This is a genomic window from Kitasatospora gansuensis (assembly GCF_014203705.1).
Lineage (GTDB): Bacteria > Actinomycetota > Actinomycetes > Streptomycetales > Streptomycetaceae > Kitasatospora > Kitasatospora gansuensis.
In genome coordinates, this window is sequence record NZ_JACHJR010000001.1 from 1,851,343 (window position 1) to 1,870,335 (window position 18,993).

At 70.3% G+C, this 18,993-nt stretch carries 11 protein-coding genes and 1 pseudogene; 4 read left to right on the forward strand and 8 right to left on the reverse strand.

Going from position 1 to position 18,993, the window contains the following annotated elements:
* Window positions 1-79 precede the first annotated feature (79 nt).
* From F4556_RS08185 to F4556_RS08200, 4 genes and pseudogenes are all read right to left on the reverse strand, one after another.
* Window positions 80-1,489, reverse strand: a complete 1,410-nt coding sequence (locus F4556_RS08185) for an FAD-dependent oxidoreductase (RefSeq protein ID WP_184912944.1) — start codon at window positions 1,487-1,489, stop codon at window positions 80-82.
* Window positions 1,486-1,938, reverse strand: coding sequence for an SRPBCC family protein (locus tag F4556_RS08190; RefSeq protein ID WP_184912946.1), 453 nt, complete (start codon window positions 1,936-1,938; stop codon window positions 1,486-1,488). The genes F4556_RS08185 and F4556_RS08190 overlap by 4 nt, the downstream gene beginning before the upstream one ends.
* Window positions 1,939-2,056: 118 nt before the next feature.
* Window positions 2,057-3,322, reverse strand: coding sequence for an LLM class flavin-dependent oxidoreductase (locus tag F4556_RS08195; RefSeq protein WP_184912948.1), 1,266 nt, complete (start codon window positions 3,320-3,322; stop codon window positions 2,057-2,059).
* A 264-nt stretch (window positions 3,323-3,586) separates the two neighbouring features.
* Window positions 3,587-9,565, reverse strand: a pseudogene (locus F4556_RS08200) (SDR family NAD(P)-dependent oxidoreductase); the annotation flags it as partial.
* Window positions 9,566-10,013: 448 nt separating this feature from the next.
* Between F4556_RS08200 and F4556_RS08205 the strand changes: the two are divergent.
* Both F4556_RS08205 and F4556_RS08210 read left to right on the forward strand, forming a co-directional pair.
* Entirely contained in the window at window positions 10,014-10,862 is an 849-nt protein-coding gene (locus F4556_RS08205; protein ID WP_184912952.1) for a mycofactocin-coupled SDR family oxidoreductase, read from the forward strand.
* A 188-nt stretch (window positions 10,863-11,050) separates the two neighbouring features.
* Window positions 11,051-12,676 (forward strand): MFS transporter, encoded by a 1,626-nt coding sequence (locus tag F4556_RS08210; protein ID WP_184912953.1) that lies wholly within the window; start codon window positions 11,051-11,053, stop codon window positions 12,674-12,676.
* A 79-nt stretch (window positions 12,677-12,755) separates the two neighbouring features.
* Here the strand turns inward: F4556_RS08210 and F4556_RS08215 are convergent, their stop codons facing one another.
* Genes F4556_RS08215 through F4556_RS08225 form a run of 3 tightly spaced genes read right to left on the reverse strand, consistent with a single transcriptional unit; the run spans window position 12,756 to window position 15,330 of the window.
* The gene (locus F4556_RS08215; RefSeq protein WP_184912955.1) at window positions 12,756-13,523 is read right to left on the reverse strand and encodes a thioesterase II family protein; all 768 of its coding nucleotides are present in this window, start codon (window positions 13,521-13,523) and stop codon (window positions 12,756-12,758) included.
* A gap of 47 nt (window positions 13,524-13,570) precedes the next feature.
* Window positions 13,571-13,786 carry an acyl-CoA carboxylase epsilon subunit gene (locus F4556_RS08220; protein ID WP_184912957.1) on the reverse strand — a complete coding sequence of 72 codons (216 nt, stop codon included), beginning with the start codon at window positions 13,784-13,786 and terminating at the stop codon, window positions 13,571-13,573.
* A gap of 2 nt (window positions 13,787-13,788) precedes the next feature.
* Window positions 13,789-15,330 (reverse strand): acyl-CoA carboxylase subunit beta, encoded by a 1,542-nt coding sequence (locus tag F4556_RS08225; RefSeq protein ID WP_184924407.1) that lies wholly within the window; start codon window positions 15,328-15,330, stop codon window positions 13,789-13,791.
* Between the two features lie 297 nt (window positions 15,331-15,627).
* Here F4556_RS08225 and F4556_RS08230 point away from each other — a divergent pair, with 297 nt between their 5' ends.
* Window positions 15,628-16,905 (forward strand): cytochrome P450, encoded by a 1,278-nt coding sequence (locus F4556_RS08230; protein ID WP_184912960.1) that lies wholly within the window; start codon window positions 15,628-15,630, stop codon window positions 16,903-16,905.
* Window positions 16,906-17,101: 196 nt separating this feature from the next.
* The gene (locus tag F4556_RS08235) at window positions 17,102-18,136 is read left to right on the forward strand and encodes a gluconolaconase (RefSeq protein WP_184912962.1); all 1,035 of its coding nucleotides are present in this window, start codon (window positions 17,102-17,104) and stop codon (window positions 18,134-18,136) included.
* Between the two features lie 97 nt (window positions 18,137-18,233).
* Here F4556_RS08235 and F4556_RS08240 read toward each other — a convergent pair whose 3' ends face one another.
* On the reverse strand, window positions 18,234-18,854 hold the full coding sequence (locus F4556_RS08240) for a TetR/AcrR family transcriptional regulator (protein WP_184912964.1): 621 nt from the start codon (window positions 18,852-18,854) through the stop codon (window positions 18,234-18,236).
* Window positions 18,855-18,993: the final 139 nt, after the last annotated feature.

Sequence of the window (18,993 nt, forward strand, 5' to 3'; positions counted from 1 at the left end):
GGCCATCCCCTTTAGTGCGGTCCGTGGTCGGAAGATCAGTGCAACCGGGTGGTGCGAAGTGGAGCCGTCGAGGCGTCCGTCAGTGCTCGACCTTGGAGAGGTCGGCCGGCGCGGAGCTGAGCAGCTTCCCGAGCTGCGGGAACTGCGCGAGTGCCTCGGCCGGGGTGAGCGGGGCCTGCTGCGGTCCGCGCAGCAGGGCGCCCATCAGCGGCAGGGTCATCACCTTGTTCTGCGGCGTCTGCAGGGTGGCGACCTGGTAGGTCGCCTTCAGCAGGCCGGGGTGCTCGGCGGCGGTCCTGGACCAGCGGACGGCGAGCTTCTGCTCGACCGTGCCCTTGCCGAGCTTGATGTTGGTGCGGACACCCGGGAACCAACGGTCGGTGCTGGTGGCCGACTTCCAGGGCCCGGCCACCTTGGCGGCGATGTCCAGCTGGACCTTCTTGCCCAGGCCCGGCTCCAGGCCGTGCGACTTGAGCTGGTTGCGCAGTGCGAGGGCGCCGAAGGCCGCCATCGACATGCCGCTGGCGTAGTTCGGGCTGAGCACGGTGACCGCGTCACCGAGGGCCAGGAAGCCGTCCGGCAGCGGCAGTCGCTCGAAGTAGCGGCGGCGGTTGGCCAGTCCGCGCGAGCCCTTGATCTCACCGATCGGGGTGGCCCGGGCCATCAGCTCGGCGACGATCGGGTGGCCCACGTTGCGGGCGAACTCCATGAAGCCGTCCTCGCCGGTCGGCGGCTGGCCGCCGGCGGTGCCGATCAGGGAGACGATCCAACGGCCGTCCTCCTGCGGCATGAAGGCCGCACCGGCACCGGGCTTGCCGGTGTTGGGGACGGTCTGGATCAGCACGCCGGGGAAGTCGGCGGCGGCCTCGGCGGGCGCCTCGTACAGGCGGCCCGCGTAGGCCAGACCGGCGTCCAGGAACTCCTCGTGCAGCTCGGGGACACCGAGCTCGGCGAGCCAGCCCGGGGTCTTGGAGCGGCTGCCGGTGGCGTCCACCACGAAGTCGGCGGTCAGGGTCCGCTCGGGCTCGGTGCCCTGCTCGTACCGGATGCCGGTGACCCGGCTCGCGGTGCCGACCAGGCCGGTGGCCTTGGTCTCCTGAAGGACCGTGATGACCGGGTTGGTGAGCGCCTGCTGACGGACGATGTGGTCGAGCAGGTTGCGGCTGCAGGCGATGAAGAACGCGTCGTCGTCGACCCGGCGGAACCAGCCCTCGGAGGACAGCGTGAGGATGTTGCGGCCCATCGCCAGCTTGTGGGCGCCGGCCGCGAACAGCAGGTCGGTGGTGCCGGGCAGCAGCTGGTCGAGGGCGTGGGCGCCACCCGCGGTCAGCATGTGGTTCTGCCGGCCCTGCGGCATCCCGCGCCGGGGGGCGGGCTGCTCGGGGTACTTGTCGCTCTCGATGACGGTGACCTCGTCCACGTGGTGGGAGAGGGCCGTGGCGGCGAGCACGCCCGAGAGGCCGCCGCCGATCACAATCGCACTGGTCATCGGCTCGTCTCCACTCGGGTGGCGCGCAGCTTGATCTCGCGGCCCAGCTCCTCGAAGGTGGCCCGGGTGTCGGCCTGGAACGCCTTCGCCCAGAAGAAGCCGTAGACCGGCGCGAAGCCGCCGTGCACCTCGACCCGGCGGCTGAGCTTCACCAGGCCGGGACCGGCCTGCTCGTACTTGTTGATGATCAGCATCTTGCCGAGCGGCATCGGGGACTCGGTGGTGTAGCCGCGGCCGGGGTCGACCTCGACCAGCTTGAAGTAGCTACGACGGCCCTTCACGATGCGCGAGATGGTCCAGCCACCGCCGCCGACCTCGAACGGCGTGTCGGTGCCGCTCTCCAGGACGTGCGGATCCCAGGTGGACCATCCTGCGACGTCGGACACCGTCCGCCAGATCGCGTCGAGATCGCCGGCTATGGTGGCCGACTCGTCGAAGGCGTGCAACATCTGAATACCTCTCAGCTGTGAGTGGCGCAGGGACGGCCCCCGCCCCCGGGGCCGTTGGTACGTGCGTCCCCGACGGCCGCCGCGCGCCGTTGAGCGGCGGCCGTCAGGGACCGGGGAATCAGCTGCCGTTCTCCGCCGCTGTGGGGGTGGCGTCGGGAGCGGGCTGCTGAGGAGGACCGAAGAGCTCCATGTCGGTGCGGATCAGGTAGTCGGAGACGTCCACCGTGCTGGTCTCGATCCGGCCCAGGGCCTCCTTGACCGGGACGGCGAGGCGCTCGGCCTTGGCCAGGTCCTGCGCCTCGCGGCGCTCGACGAACTCCGGCATGACCTCGCGGGCGAACAGCTCCAGGGACTCCAGGATGTGCTCGTGCTTGTTGGCGCCCAGCTGGACCTGGAAGATGATCTGGTCGACGCCGGCCGCCTCCTGGGCCCGGATCATCTCCCGGAGCTTCTCGGGGGTGCCGATGCCGCGGCGGACCACCAGGTCCATCCGGTCCTGGTTCTCCTTGGGCAGCGGGGCCTTCTTGCCGAACTCCTCCGACAGCACGGTGGTGCCGGGGCGGTGCTCGCCCTGCAGGTAGAAGTGCATGAACGAGTTGACGTAGAAGTTCACGCCGCCCATGGCCCGCTCGTAGGCGGTCTCCTCGTCCTCGTGACAGAGGAAGGGCAGCGCGACCGCGAAGTTGGCGTTGACGGCCTTGCCGACCGGGAGGCACTCGTCGGAGGCGATCAGGTCGTAGTAGGCGGCGACCCGCTCCTTGGCCTCGTCCTCGGTCATGAAGGCGAAGGAGAGCGCGCCGACCCCGTTGCGGGCGGCGGTCTCGACGGTCTCCGGCGAGCTGCAGGCGACCCAGAGCGGCGGGTGCGGCTTCTGGTTCGGCTTCGGCAGCACGTTGCGCGGCGGCACGTCGATCCACTGGCCCTTGTGGCCGGTGAACGGGACCTCGGTGAGCATCCGGGTGATCACGCCGATGGCCTCGCGCCACTGCTCGCGCTTGGTCGTGCGGTCGATGTTGAAGGCACCCAGCTCGTGCTGCGTGCTGCCCTGGCCGGAGCCGAAGTCGACCCGGCCCTTGGAGATCAGGTCCAGGGTCGCCAGCCGCTCGGCCACGCGCGCGGGGTGGTTAACGGCCGGCGGCAGCGAGACGATGCCGTGGGCGAGCCGGATGCGCTTCGTACGGGCGGCCGCAGCGGCCAGGAACACCTCGGGGGCGGAGGAGTGGGAGTACTCGTCGAGGAAGTGGTGCTCGGAGGCCCAGACGTAGTCGAAGCCCAGCCGGTCGGCCAGTTCGATCTGCTCCAGTGCCTCGTGCAGGACGTTCTCCTCGCTGTCCTCGGCCCACGGCCGAGGCACTTGCTGCAGGTAGAGCAGTCCGAAGCGCATGCTCGCTCCTTTTCATCGGCAGGTGGCTCGCCGCTGCCGGAGACTGAGAAGTTCAGGGATTGTGGTGACTGACCGTCAATTCGCTTCCGTATCAGCCAAAATCAACCCTAGGAGGAACGGGTGTTCGCAGGATCCCCTACGAGCCCCTAACCACGCCCTTACCGGCCCCCATCAGGCTTCCCCCGCGACGGAGTGCGGCCGACGCCGTGCACGGGGTCCGTACACGGCGTCGGCCGCGGCTGGTGACGGTGGGTCAGCGGTGGATCAGCCGCGCGCGGCGAGCCAGTCCTCGATCGCCCCCGCGGTCGCGGCCGCCTCGGACTCCAGCATGCTGAAGTGGTTGGCCCGGACCTGCCGGACGTCCTGCGAGGAGTCCCACGGGTGGGCCATCCAGTCGTCCGACTCCGTCACCTGGGCCGGCTCGGCGCCCGGGGCCGAGAAGGTCTCCAGGCACTGCACGAACAGCACCGGGGCCTCGATCCTGCCCGGCACGATCTTGGGCACCAGTTCGACGTAGCGGCCCATGGTCGCCAGCCGGGCGCTGTCGAAGCGGCCGAACATGTGCTCCTTCTCCAGCATGCTGATCACCATGCCCCGGTCCAGGTCGTCCCGGCTCTGGCTGTCCGACCGGTAGGTGTCCAGCAGCACCAGGCCCTCGGCGCCGATCCCGAGCACCGACTCCAGGTAGCCCGCCGTCACATGGGCCAGCAGTCCACCGGCCGAGTAGCCGACCAGCACGAACGGCTCACCCTCGGCGGCCTCCAGCACGCTCGCCGCCAGCACCTCGATCGCGGCCTCCGCCGAGTCCGCCAGCTTCTCGCCGGGCACGAACCCGGACAGCGGCACCGCCGAGACCGGCCGTACGTCGCCGAAGTACGAGGCCAGCCGGGCGAGTTGGTACGCGCCACCGGTTGCCATCGGGGTGCTCACGCAGACCAGCCGGGGGCGGCCCGGGCCGTCCGCCAGCCGCACCGGCTGCGGGACCGCGCCGAGGTCGGCCAGCGAGGAGTAGCTCGGCCGGGTCCGGGCGACCGCGCTCAGCAGGCCGAACGCCTGCGCCATCGGTCCTGACAGCACCGCCTCGCGGAACAGCTGGCTGAGGCTGTCCCGGCCGATCTCGTCACCCGGGACCGACAGTTGGCCTCCGGTGGTGGGTGCCGCTTGACCGCCGGGACCGGCCACAGCCGGCTCCAGGGTCAGTTCCGTCTGCATCAACCGGGCCAATGCGGCCGGGGTCTTGCTGTCGAAGACCACCAGCGGGGGCAGCCGGAGACCGGTGGCCTTGTTGAGCAGATTGCGCAGCTCCATCGCGCTCAGCGAGTCGAACCCGGCTTCCAGGAAGTCCCGTTCGGACTCCACCGCCTCCGGCCCGCTGTGGCCGAGCAGGTTGGCCGCGTAGCCGAGCACCACGGCGAGCAGCGCCCGCTCCCGCTCGGCGGCGTCCAGCCCGGCCAGCCGCTGCCGCAGCGAGTCCGCCTCGGCCTTGCCGACCGCCGCCCGGCGTCGGACGGTGACCTGTCCGCGCAGCAGGGCGGGCAGTGAATCGCCTTGCGTGCGAAGGGCCTTGGGGTCGATCCGGAGCGGGACCAGGACGGCCTCGCCGGTCGCGATCGAGGCATCGAAGAGGGCCAGCGCCTCGGCCTGCGGCAGAGCGGGGAGGCCGAGGCGGGCCATCCGCTGCTCGGCCTCCTCCAGCGAGTGGGTCTGCTGGGTCATGCCGGTGGTGACGCCCCAGAGACCGAAGGCCATCGAGGTGGCCGGCAGACCGGCGGCGCGGCGCTGGATGGCGAGGGCGTCCAGGAAGGTGTTGGCCGCCGCGTAGTTCGCCTGACCCGCCGCCAGCACCATGCCACCGGCCGAGGAGAACATCACGAAGAACGCCAACTCGGTGCCAGCGGTGAGCTCGTGCAGATGCCAGGCGGCGTCCACCTTCGGCGCCAGCACCGCATCCAGACGCTCCGGCGTCACCGAGGTGACCACGCCGTTGTCCATCACACCGGCGACATGCACCACACCCGCCAACGGACGCTCCAGCGACGACAGCAGCTCCCGCACCGCCGCACGATCCGCCACATCACACGCCGCCACCCGGGCACTCGCACCCAAGGCCTCGAGCTCGGCCACCAACTCCGCAGCCCCTGGGGCACCGAGACCCCGACGGCTCGTCAGCAACAGGCTCGTGACACCGTGCTCCACCACCAGGTGACGGGCCACCACCGCGCCCAGGCCACCGGTGCCACCCGTCACCAGCACGGTGCCGTCGACGGACGGAACCGTACCGTCGACCGCGCCGACCTTCGCCAGCCTCGGCACCCGCACCACACCGGCGCGGACGGCCGCCTCCGACTCGCCCGAGGCCACCACCGCGCTCAGAGCCGCGCCCGACTCCGGCGCACCGTCCCAGTCCACCAGCACGAACCGGCCCGGGTTCTCCGCGATAGCGGCGCGCACCAGACCCCACACCGGAGCCTGCACCACGTCCACCACATCACCGTCAGCCGCGACCACCGCGCCGCGCGTCAACACCACCAGACGCGAGTCGGCGAACCGCTCGTCACCGAGCCACTCCCCCACCACACCCAGCACCCGACCGGCCAACTCCCGCACCGCACCCGGCACCTCACCCGAAGGCGTCACACACTCCAACACCACCGCCGCCGCATCACCGGCCGACGAACCCCAAGTCGGCAACGCACCCGAACCGGAACCGACCGAAACCACCGGCCACTCCACCCGGAACAACGACTCCACACCACGCCCCGCCGACAACTGCTCCGACGACACCGGCCGCCCCACCACCGACCGCACCGACAACACCGGCACACCCACACCATCGGCGACCACGACGTTCACGCTGTCCGGCCCGTCGGGCGAGATGCGGACCCGCAGGGACGAGGCGCCGGCCGCGTGCAGCGTGACACCGCTCCAGACGAACGGCAGGACGGGCTCGCCGTCCTTGCCCTCGCCGTCGTCCACCAGGGCCACGTGCATCGCGGCGTCCAGCAGCGCGGGGTGCAGGCCGAAGCGGGCCGCCTCCGCGTGCGCCACCTCGGGCAGCGCCACCTCGGCGAACAGGTCGTCACCACGCTTCCACGCGGCCCGGAGCCCCTGGAACACCGGCCCGTAGTTGTAGCCCTGAGCGAGCAGTCGGTCGTAGACGCCGTCCAGCGTCAGTGCGGTGGCGCCGGTCGGCGGCCACTGGGCGAGATCGAACGACGGCGCCGCACCGCCCGCGGTCAGCACACCGTCGGCATGCAGGGTCCAGGCCCCGCCCTCGTCCCCCTCGGGACGCGAGTGCACCGTGACAGGCCGGTCACCCTCGCTGTCGGCCTCACCCACCGCCACCTGCACCTGCACCGAGCCGCCCGGCGGCAGGATCAGCGGCGCCTGGAGCGTCAGCTCCTCCAGCACGTCGCACCCGACCTGGTCACCCGCCCGCACCGCCAGCTCCACGAACGCGGTACCCGGCAGCAGGACGTTGCCCAGCACGCCGTGGTCGGCGATCCACCGCTGCGTCCCGAGGGCCAACCGCCCGGTCAACACCACCCCTTCGCCGTCCGGGGAGACCACGACGGCACCGAGCAGCGGGTGGTCGGCGGGCAGCAGACCGATGCTCGACGCATCGCCACCGGTGACCGACGCGGCATCGAGCCAGTAGTGCTTCCGCTGGAAGGCGTACGTCGGCAGGTCCACCCGCCGCGCGCCCGAGCCAGCGAAGAACGCCGGCCACTTCACCGCCCCGCCGGAGACGTGCAGTTGGCCCAGCGCGGCCACCAGCGCGGCAGCCTCCGGACGGTCCCGGCGCACCGTGGCGACGAGGACCGCGTCCTCGGAGTCGACGCTCTGCTGGGCCAGCCCGGTCAGGATGCCGTCGGGGCCGATCTCCAGGAAGCGGGAGACCCCCTGCGACTCCAACTCCCGGACGCTGTCCGCGAACCGGACCGCGTCGCGGACGTGGGCCACCCAGTACTCGGGGTCGCTGAAGCTGCCGCTTGCCACCACCGCGATCGACGGCTCGGCGAACGTCAACCCGGCGACCACCGCACGGAACTCGTCCAGCATCGGGTCCATCAGCGGCGAGTGGAACGCGTGCGACACGCTCAGCCGCTTCGTCCGCTCGAAGCCCGAGGCGATCTCCAGCACAGCGGCCTCGTCACCCGAAACCACCACCGAACGAGGACCGTTCACCGCCGCAATGCTCACCAGGTCGGTCAGCAGCGGCAGGACCTCCGCCTCCGTGGCCTCGATCGCCACCATCGCACCACCGGCGGGCAGTCCCTGCATCAACCGACCACGAGCAGCGACCAACTTGGCGGCGTCCGCGAGCGACAGCACCCCGGCCACATGCGCCGCCGCGATCTCACCCACCGAGTGCCCTGACACGAAGTCAGGCCGCACACCCCACGACTCCACCAACCTGAACAGCGCCACCTCGAATGCGAACAGCGCCCGCTGGGTATTCACCGTACGGTTCAGCTCATCGGCGTCCGCCCCCCACACCACCTCCCGCAGCGACCCACCCAGCTCGCCCAACGCCTCGTCGAACGCCGCCGCGAACACCGGGAACGCACCGTGCAGCTCACGCCCCATCCCCAACCGCTGCGACCCCTGCCCCGTGAACAGGAACGCCGTCCGGCCGCCCTTCGCCTGACCGGACACACCCCCGCCCTCGGCCAGCGCCCGCAGCCCTGCCACCAGCTCCGCACGATCGGCTCCGACCACCACGCCCCGGTGCTCCAGCACCGCCCGCGTCGTGGCCAGCGAGTACCCGACATCGACCGGCTCCAACTCCCGCTCACCGTCCAGCCGTTCGACCAGACCGGCCGCCTGCGCCCGCAGCGCCTCCGCGCTCTTCGCCGACACCACCAGCGGCAGCACCGGCAGACCGGCGGCGGCGACCTCGGGCTGCTCCTCCACCGGGGCCTGCTCGATGATCACGTGTGCGTTGGTGCCGCTGATGCCGAAGGACGAGACGGCCGCCCGCCGCACCCGGCCGGTCTCCGGCCAGTCCCGAGCCTCCGTCAGGAGCTCGACCGCGCCGGCCGCCCAGTCGATCTGCGTGGACGGCTGCTCGACGTGCAGGGTGCGCGGCAGCACACCGTGCCGCATCGCCATCACCATCTTGATGATCCCGCCGACACCCGCCGCCGCCTGCGTGTGACCCAGGTTCGACTTCAACGACCCCAGCCACAGCGGCCCGGCCACCTCAGCCCGGCCCTGGCCGTAGGTGTTGAGCAGCGCCTGCGCCTCGATCGGGTCGCCGAGCGTGGTGCCCGTGCCGTGTGCCTCGACCGCGTCCACGTCGGCGGGAGTCAGCTGGGCGTTGGCCAACGCGGCGCGGATGACCCGCTGTTGGGCCGGTCCGTTCGGCGCCGTCAGGCCGTTCGACGCACCGTCCTGGTTGATCGCGGTGCCGCGGACGATGGCCAGCACCGGGTGGCCGTTGCGCCGCGCGTCCGACAGCCGCTCCACCAGCAGGACGCCGGCTCCCTCCGACCAGCCGGTGCCGTCCGCCGTGGCGCCGAACGCCTTGCAGCGGCCGTCCTTGGCCAGGCCCTTCTGCCGGCTGAACTCCACCAGGGTCTCGGGGGTGGCCATCACGGCCACGCCGCCCGCCAGCGCCAGCGAGCACTCGCCCGAACGGAGCGCCTGGACGGCCAGGTTGAGCGCGACCAGCGAGGAGGAGCACGCGGTGTCCACCGTGACGGCCGGCCCCTCCAGGCCGAGGGTGTAGGACACCCGGCCGGAGACGATCGAGCCGGCCGCGCTGCTGAACGGGTAGTCGTGGTACATCAGTCCGGCGAAGACTCCGGTCGAGCTGCCCTTCAGCGTGCCCGGGTCGATCCCGGCCCGCTCGAACGCCTCCCAGCTGACCTCCAGCAGCAGCCGCTGCTGCGGGTCGACGTACGGCGTGTCATTGGGTGCGATGCCGAAGAACGCGGGGTCGAACTCCCCTGCGTCGTGCAGGAATCCGCCTTCCCGGGTGTACGTGGTGTTGGGCCGCTCACCGGTCGGGTCGTACACGCTTTCGAGGTCCCAGCCGCGATTGTCCGGAAACTCGGAGACCGCGTCGACCCCGTCGGCGACCAGCCGCCACAGGTCCTCCGGCGAGGTCACGCCGCCGGGGTAGCGGCAGGCCATCCCCACGATCGCGATGGGCTCCCGCATGGCCGCCGAGAGCTTCCGGTTCTGCCCGCGCAGCCGCTCGGTCTCCTTCAGCGACGCCCGAAGTGCTTCGACAAGCCGTTCGTCGGAGTTGAGGTTGGCCATTTCAGTTATCCCGCTTCCCGTGTGAGCGCCGACGAGTTCGGACGAGGAATCGGGAGGCGAGGAATGCGAAATGGCGTCGCCACCGAACCCCCGTCCCGTATTCGTATATGCGCGCGACGTTATTGCCGGACACCCGGCCCAGGCTCCTCCACCGTAATGAGCAGGCGCTCGCGCGGAACCCCTAGAAAACCCCTTAGCGATCCGGCCCGCCACCACCTACCCTGACGGACTGTCAGGGGGCCGCGCTAGTCTGAAGGTGAACGGCGAAGGTCCCAACTGCCCTGTCAAGTCAGGCCCCTTACCCACCCCTAGCCCCACCCCTGTCTTGATTCGGCAGGGGCGATTAGGGGGTACCAGACCCATCGGAGGGGAGGTTTCCTTGGGTATAAATAATTCAACGACACATGATCGGGAGGGCCTTATGGGCCGCGTTGAGGGCAAGGTCGTCGTCATCACCGGAGCGGGGCGCGGTCAGGGCCGCAGCCACGCGATACGACTTGCCGAGGAGGGCGCCGACATCATCGCGATCGACATCTGCGAGGACATCGACGTCGTCGAGTACCCCCTGGCCACCGCCGAGGAACTCCAGGAGACCGCCCGGCTGGTCGAGAAGACCGGCCGACGCATCGTCACCAAGGTGGCCGACGTCCGCGACCGCGCCGCACTCAAGGCCGCGATCGACGAGGGCGTGGCCGAGCTCGGCCGGCTGGACGTCGTGGTCGCCAACGCGGCCATCGGCCCGGTCGGTGCGGACCGTCCGCTGAACGCGTTCACCGACGCGGTGGACGTCAACCTGAGCGGCGCGCTCAACACCGTGCACGCCGCGCTGCCGCACCTGGGCGAGGGCGCGTCGATCATCCTGATCGGCTCGGCCGCGGCCTACATAGCCGAGGCGGGCGCCCCGGGTCCGATGGGCCCCGGCGGCATCGGCTACTCCTTCGCCAAGACCGTCCTGAACGACTACGTCAACTGGTTCGCGCCCTACCTGGCGCCGACCGGCCGCCGCCTCAACGTGGTCCACCCGACCAACGCCAACACGGTCATGCTGCACAACACCGCGATGTACAAGGTCTTCCGCCCGGACGTCGAGACGCCCACCCGCGAGGACGCCGAGCTGGCGTTCCCGGTGGTCCAGGGCATGCCGATCCCGTACGTGGAGCCGCTCGACGTCTCGCACGCGGTCACCTACCTGGCCTCCGACGAGTCCCGTTACGTGACCGGCCTTCAGCTCAAGGTCGACGGCGGCGCCGTCGTCAAGGCCGGCAAGTAAGCACCCCTGTTCCACGCACAGCACGCGCAGCACGCACGGCCCGGGGACGGGTACAGCAAGCCCGTCCCGGGGCCGATCCGACTGTCCAAGACGTGACATGGCCAGGACAAATACTGTCCGAACCACCTGACCCCTAGTCCGACCCACTGGTCCGACCGAATCACCACAAGGCTGGAGAGAGCCTAGAAATGACGAACCAACAGAGCACCACCTCCGGCGCCCACGCGGCGCCCAAGGCCGGCGCGAAGGAGTGGCTCGGCCTCGGCGTGCTTGTGCTGCCCCTGGTCATCGTCTCGATGGACACCTCGGTGTTGTACTTCGCGGTGCCCTTCCTCAGTGCCGACCTGCTCCCGACCACCGACCAGCAGCTGTGGATCTTCGACATCTACGGCTTCATCCTGGCGGGTCTGCTGGTGACCATGGGCTCGCTGGCCGACCGGATCGGCCGCCGCAAGCTGCTGATCATCGGCATCCTCGGCTTCGGTCTCGCCTCGGTCGGCGCGGCCTACGCCGAGAGCGCCAACCAACTCATCCTCGCCCGGGCCCTGTTGGGCATCGGCGGCGCGACCCTGATGCCCTCGACCCGGGCCCTGATCCTGAACATCTTCCGGGACGAGAAGGAGCGCACCGCCGCGGTGGGCATCTGGACCGCCGGCACCGGCCTCGGCGTCGCCATCGGCCCGGTGGTCAGCGGTCTGCTGCTGGACCACTTCTGGTGGGGTTCGGTCTTCCTGCTCAACATCCCGGCGATGGTCCTGATGCTGGTGCTGGCACCGATCCTGCTGCCGGAGTCCAAGGACCCCAACCCGGGCCGCTTCGACCTGCCCAGCGCGGTCCTCTCGCTCGGCGCCATCCTCCCGGTCATCTACGCCATGCAGACGCTGGCCGCGGACAAGTTCAACCTCGGCTCGGGCATCGCGCTCGGCGCCGGCATCCTGGTCGGCGTGCTGTTCATCTGCCGTCAGCGCGCCCTCGAGACCCCGATGATCGACACCAAGCTGCTGCTCAGCCGCGGCTTCGGTGGCTCGGCCGCGATCAACACCACCGCGATGTTCGCGATCGTCGGCTTCGGCATCTTCTCCACCCAGTACCTGCAGTCGGTGCTCGGGCTCAGCGCGCTGAGCGCCGGCCTCTGGTGCCTGATCCCGTCCTTCGCCGTCGCGGTGGCCGGCCCGGTCGCGGCCGTGCTGTCCCAGAAGATGCACCGCGCCTACGTCATCAGCGCCGGTTTCACCATCTCGATCTTCGGCTACGCCTTCGTCCTGCTCACCAAGTTCGACTCCCCGCTGTGGGTGCTGCTCACCGGTGTCGGTGTGGCGAACGTCGGTCTGATGATGGCCATGGTCCTGGTCGGTGACCTGGCGCTGTCCACCGTGCCGAAGGCCAAGGCCGGCTCGGCGTCCGCCCTGCTGGAGACCACCCAGCAGTTCGGTGGTGCGGCCGGTATGGCCGTCCTGGGAAGCGTCGGCTTCGCCGTGTACCGCAACGGCCTGGCCGACAAGCTCCCGACCGACCTGCCGGCCAACGTCGCCCAGCACGCCCGGGAGGCCCTGGCCGACGCCGTCGCGGTGGCCAACCAGCTCCCGGACGGCGTCCGGGACACGGTCGTCCGGATCGCCCGGGTGGCCTTCACCGACGGCATGCACGCGGCGGCGATCACCGCCGGTGGCGTCATGATCTTCGGCGCGATCCTGTCCGCGGTCGTCCTCGGCAAGCTGCCGAAGGAGATCGAGGCGCCGGACGACGAGGACACCGACGGCGCCGCGAGCATCCCGCAGCAGAACGGGGACCGCTCGCCGGTCGGCCACCACTGACCTGACCGGAGCGCACAACTGAAAGGGCGGCGGGCCGGGGTGGAGAACCCCGGCCCGCCGCCCTTCGGTGTTCCCGCGGTCAGCCGCCCAGCTGGGTGGTGCTGCCCAGCTGGGTGGTGATGGCCCGCAGCACCGCCGGGGCGTGGTGGTTGAGGTAGAAGTGCCCGCCCTGGAAGACCTGCATCTCGAAGCCCGCGGTGGTGTGCTCGGACCACGCGCGGGCCTCCTCCAGGTTCACCTCCGGGTCCTCGTCGCCGGTCAGCGCGATGATCGGGCAACTCAACTTCGGCCCCGGGCGGTACTGGTAGGTCTCGGCGGCCTTGTAGTCGCTGCGGATCGCGGGCATGATCATCTGCAGCATCTCGTCGTCGCCCAGCACCTGGGCGTCGGTCCCGCTCATCTTCTTCAGGTTGGCGATCAACTCGGCGTCCCCGTACAGGTGGACCCGCCCCGGGCGGTGCCGGGACGGCGCCCGGCGGCCGGAGGCGAACAGCGCCGTCGGCACCACTCCGCGCCGCTCCAGCCGCTTCGCCACCTCGAACGCCAGCGTGGCGCCCAGGCTGTGGCCGAACAGCGCCAGCGGGCGGTCCAGCCACTCCCCCAGCTCCTCGACGACCAGGTCGGCGAGCCGGTCCACCGAGTCCACGCAGGGCTCGGTGCGCCGGTCCTGCCGGCCGGGGTACTGGATCGAGACCACGTCCAGGCCGGGCGACAGCGCCCGGGAGACGGGGAAGTAGTAGGTGGCCGACCCGCCGGCGTGCGGGAAGCAGACCAGCCTGGTCGGCGCCTCGGGCGCCGGATGGAACCTCCGGGTCCAGGCACCGCTCTCAACGGGCGTCACTGACATGGTGGTTGGGCTTCCTTCCTGAACAACTGCCGTGTCGGCAGCGCTACTCATGACCTGGACTTCGAGCCGGTGTTCCAGGCCCCGGGCGCACCGAAGCCCTCCGGCTCCCAGCCGGTGCCCCGGGGCGGCCGACCGGGCGGCCCGGCGGCGGCGGACCGCCGCCGGGCCAGTGCGAGCAACGCCACCACGGCGGCGGCGAGTTCCTCCGGATCCGGGGCACCCCGGACCACGGTGATCCGCGGACCCTCCTGCGTCTGCGCCATCACTACACCGGCGGGTTTCCGTGCTTGCGGGCCGGCAGCCGGGTGTGCTTGGCGCGCAGCATCGCCAGCGCGTCGATCAGCGTGGACCGGGTCAGCGCCGGGTCGATCACATCGTCCACCAGGCCGCGCTCGGCCGCGTAGTACGGGTGCATCAACTCCTCCTGGTACTCCTTGATCCGCTGCTGCCGGGCCGCCTCGGGATCGTCGGCGGCCGCGATCTCGCGGCGGAACACCACGTTGGCCGCACCCTCGGCGCCCATCACGGCGATCTCGTTGGTGGGCCAGGCGTAGGAGATGTCGGTACCGATCGAGCGCGAGTCCATCACGATGTACGCGCCGCCGTATGCCTTTCGCAGGATCAGCTGGATCCGCGGCACGGTCGCGTTGCAGTACGCGTACAGCAGCTTGGCGCCGTGCCGGATGATGCCCTCGTGCTCCTGGTCCCGGCCCGGCAGGAATCCCGGCACGTCGACCAGGGTCACCAGCGGGATGCTGAACGCGTCGCAGAGCTGCACGAAGCGCGCCGCCTTCTCCGAGGCGTTGATGTCCAGCACCCCGGCGAACGAGGCGGGTTGGTTGGCCACGATGCCCACCACGTGCCCGTCCAGCCGGGCCAGCCCGCAGAGGATGTTGGTGGCCCAGGAGGCGTGCACCTCGAAGAAGTCGGCGTCGTCGACGATCTCCTCGATCACCTTGCGCATGTCGTAGGCGCGGTTGGGGTCGGCCGGCACCAGGTCGAGCAGCGCCTCGTTGCGCCGGTCCGGCGGGTCCTCGGAGAGCTCCACGGGGGGCAGCTCACGGTTGTTGGACGGCAGCAGCGAGAGCAGGTGCCGGACGTCCTCGATGCAGTCGGCCTCGTTGTCGTGCAGGAAGCCGGCCGCGCCGGAGACCGCCGCGTGCACCTCGGCGCCGCCGAGCCCGTCGTGGGTGATGGTCTCGCCGGTCACCGACTTCACCACGTCGGGTCCGGTGATGTACATCTGCGAGATGTCCCGGACCATGAAGACGAAGTCGGTCAGCGCGGGCGAGTAGGTCGCGCCGCCCGCGCACGGGCCGAGCATCACCGATATCTGCGGGATCACCCCGGACGCCTGGACGTTGCGGCGGAAGATCCCGCCGTACCCGGCCAGCGCGGTGACACCCTCCTGGATCCGGGCCCCGGCGCCGTCGCTGAGACTGACCAGCGGCGCACCGGCCGCCTCGGCCAGGTCCATCACCTTGTGGATCTTCTCCGCGTGCGCCTCGCCGAGCGAGCCGCCGAAGATCCGGAAGTCGTGGGCGTAGACGAAGACCGTCCGGCCCCAGACCTTGCCCCACCCGGTGATCACACCGTCGGTGTGCGGGCGCTTGTCCTCCAGTCCGAAACCGGTCGCCCGGTGCCGGCGGAGCTGTTCGATCTCCCGGAAGGTCCCCTCGTCGAAGAGCAGGTCGATCCGTTCACGGACCGTCAGCTTCCCCTTGGCCCGCTGGTTCCGGGTCGCCTGCGGCGCACCCTGCGCCACCTCGTCCTTGGTCGCCAGCAACTCGTCGACCCTGGCCCGCATGTCGGGACGTCGTCCGACGTCCCCCAACACCGCCAGGGCCTCCTCAACAGTAGTCACGCTCCACCTCTCCAGCCGGTCGGGCGATACAGAATGCGGTCGAACGATTCATTCAAATCGGGCCCGGGCGGCGTAACCAGCCGACTCACCCCCCTGACCGCCGCTGTGGAACCCCTAACGGCCATCCGGCTGTCATACGTACGACCGTCTCTGGATACGCTGATGCCCGCCGCCGCGCACGGCTGTTCGACGACCCCTTGGCCAGTCGGCCTCCTGCCCGGATTGGAGCACCCAGTGCTGATGACCAAACTCCGTTCACGTGCGACCAGTTGGATCGGGCGCCGTTACCTCGCCCGGACCGCCCGGAACGGCTTCGACCTCTCCGACGTCTCATTCCTGCCCGAATCGGTCCTGATGCCGCTGAAGCGGGATGGACTGGACCCGGTCCCGGCGATGGCCACCACCCGGGCGGCCGCGCCGATCAGCCGGGTGCCGCTGCCGTTCGGCTTCAACGCCTGGCTGGTCACCGGCTACGAGGAGGTCAAGCAGGTGCTCGGCCGGCCGACCGGCTTCAGCAGCGACTTCGCCAACCTGATCGGCAACGTCGGCGTGACCGAGGGTCAGAACCCGGGTGGCCTGGGCTTCAGCGACCCCCCGGTGCACACCCGGCTCCGGAAGCGACTGACCCCCGAGTTCACCATGCGCAGGCTCAGCCGCCTCGGCCCCCGGATCGACGCGCTGGTCACCGAGCAGCTCAACCAGATGGCCGCCGCCGGCCCGGGCCCGGTCGACCTGGTGGAGCACTACGCGCTGCCGATCCCCTCGCTGACCATCTGTGAGCTGCTCGGCATACCGTACGAGGACCGCGAGGACTTCCAGCGGCTCGGCACCGCCCGGTTCGACCTGTTCGCCGGCGCGGGCACCCCGTTCGGCGCGATCACCGAGTCGCTGGCCTACCTGCAGGAGGTCGTGCAGCGCCAGCGGGTCGAGCCCGGCGACGGCCTGCTCGGCATGCTGATCAAGGAGTACGGCGACGACATCGACGACCAGGAGCTGGCCGGTCTCGCCGACGGGGTGCTGACAGGTGGCTTCGAGACCACCGCGAGCATGCTGGCGCTCGGTTCGCTGGTGCTGCTGCAGGACCCGGTGGCGTTCGCCCGGATCCGCGACGACGACGCCGCGACCGCGCCGTTCGTCGACGAGCTGCTGCGGTACCTGACGGTGGTCCAGATGGCCTTCCCGCGGTTCGCCCGCGAGGACATGGAGATCGCCGGCACCCGGATCTCGGCGGGCGACGTGGTGCTCTGCTCGCTCAGCGGCGCCAACCGGGACACCGTCTTCGGCGCCGACCCGGAGCGCTTCGACGGCGACCGCCAGGGCCCCTCGCACCTGGCCTTCGGGTACGGCATGCACCGCTGCATCGGCGCCGAGCTGGCCAAGATGGAGCTGCGCTCCGCCTTCCCCGCCCTGGTCCGGCGGTTCCCCGAACTGCGGCTGGCGGTACCCCCGGAGGAGCTGGCCTTCCGCAAGCTGTCGATCGTGTACGGCGTCGAGTCGCTCCCCGTCCTGGTGCGGTAGTCCCTGGTCGGACAGGGGGCGGATAGGGGTGGGAGCGGGACCGTCGCGGCACTAGTTTCGTGCCAAGTTCGATGCTGGGGGCACCCGTTCCCGGACGAACCCAGTGCGGCGGCGTCGTCGATCCTGCCCAGTTTCCCGTTTCGCCGTCGGGCGCTCGTGGTCCGTGCACGCCTGTCCCACCAGGAGACGAAGAAACATGACCGACACTGAGATCAGCCGCCGCGGCGTGCTCGGGGCCGCAGTGGTCGCCGCCGCTGCCACGGCCGGTCTGGCATCCTCGGCCGAGGCGGCCACCGAATCCGCCGACGCCTGCCCCTACCCCGGAGTCATCACCGGCCACGCCGACTCCCTGCACCCGGAGGGCATGGTCTGGGATCCCCGGCGCAAGGCCGTCCTGCTGAGCTCGACCCGGCACGGCACCGCCTCGATCCTGAAGTCCGACGGCTCGGTGACCCCGCTGGTCAGCAACCCCGACCCGAAGATCGTCTCGACCGTCGGCATAGCCGTCGACGTCCACCGCAACCGGCTGCTGCTCGGCTACCACGACCTCGGCCTCGGCACCCGGTCCACCCCGGAGACCTACCTCAAGGAGTCCGGGCTCGGCGTGTTCGAGCTGAGCACCGGCCGCCAGCTGTTCCTGGTGGACCTCAGCCTCGGCGACGAGCCGATGCACGCCGCCGACCGGGTCGCCATCGACAAGGACGGCACCGCGTACGTCAGCGACCCCGCCGCCAACAAGATCTACAAGGTCACCGTCGACGGCCAGGCCTCGGTGTTCGCCGACACCTCGGTGATCTCCCCCGGCTGGCAGCTGGGCACCGGCGCCGGCGTGATCGGTCTGCTGCTGCACCCGGCCGGCTTCCTGCTGACCCTGCAGTACAGCACCGGCCAGCTGGTCAAGATCCCGCTGAACGCCCCGCAGCAGGCCCACCCGGTCACGCTGGACCGTGCGATCATCGGCGGCGACTCGATCGCCCTGCGCCCGGACGGCACCCTGCTGGTGGTCAGCAACAACCTGGCGAACCCGGACGGCATCGACGCGGTGATCGTGCTCCGCCCGACCGACCGCACCTGGTCCACCGCGCACGAGATCCAGCGGGTCGAGCCGTGGCCCGAGCGGCTGCCCACCGACGTGCTGGTCACCCCGCACGGCGACTACACGCTGAGTGGCCGTCCCGACCTGCTTTTCAAGGGCGAGACCACCGACGATTTCGTCCTGCACCGTATCTGACGGACCGCCTGAGAACAGCGCCGTAGAAATTGGACCGGCGGTCGAGGAATTCCTCGACCGCCGGTTATTCGGCATTCTCTGAAGTTTTTCGTGGGGCTCAGATCTGAACGGGCTGAGGCTCCGGCAGAAGCGCGGTGTGCCAATTCACCATCGTGCGCAGGGCCAGGGTCAGATCACGCGCGGACGGGGCCCGGTCCGGATCCACCAGCAGCTGAGCCATCACACCCGTGGCCAGCGCCTGGTAGAACGAACCGATCGCGTTCTGCCGCTCCTCGTCGAGCGGCTCGGCACTGTCGCCGGCGATGCTCTGGAACAGCTCGGCCATCGACTCGCGCCCTTGCTGGATGCCGTCGGCCAGTGCCGCCCGCAACTCGGGAACCCTGTCCACCTGCGCGAACACCTCGAAGCTGGCCAGCAGCAGCTGCCGGCGCGTGGTGTACTTCTCGACGATCTGAGCCCAGGCCGCCTCGAACCGCTCCAGCGGGTCGGCGCCGGGCCTCGGGTCCTCGACCGAGGTCGGCTGGTACTCCCCACCGGTGTCGTCCAGTGCCTCCAGGAGAGCGGCGTTGAGCAGCGCCTCCTTCGACCCGTAGTGGTAACCGATGGAGGCCAGGTTGGCCCCGGAAGCCGCGACGATGTCTCTGGTGGTCGTACGGCCGTAACCCTTTTCGATAAGGCACCGCTTGGCGCCCTCCAGCAGATCCTCACGATGTCCCATACGGAAACTGTACCGGACGAAAAAGGGATCATTAATACACTTGACCGACCTTTGACCAATAGCTGGTATTCAACCCCCGTCGAGGATCCGAAAGAGGGGGGTTGCACTCTCCTTTCCACTACGGAGAGTCACCTGACCC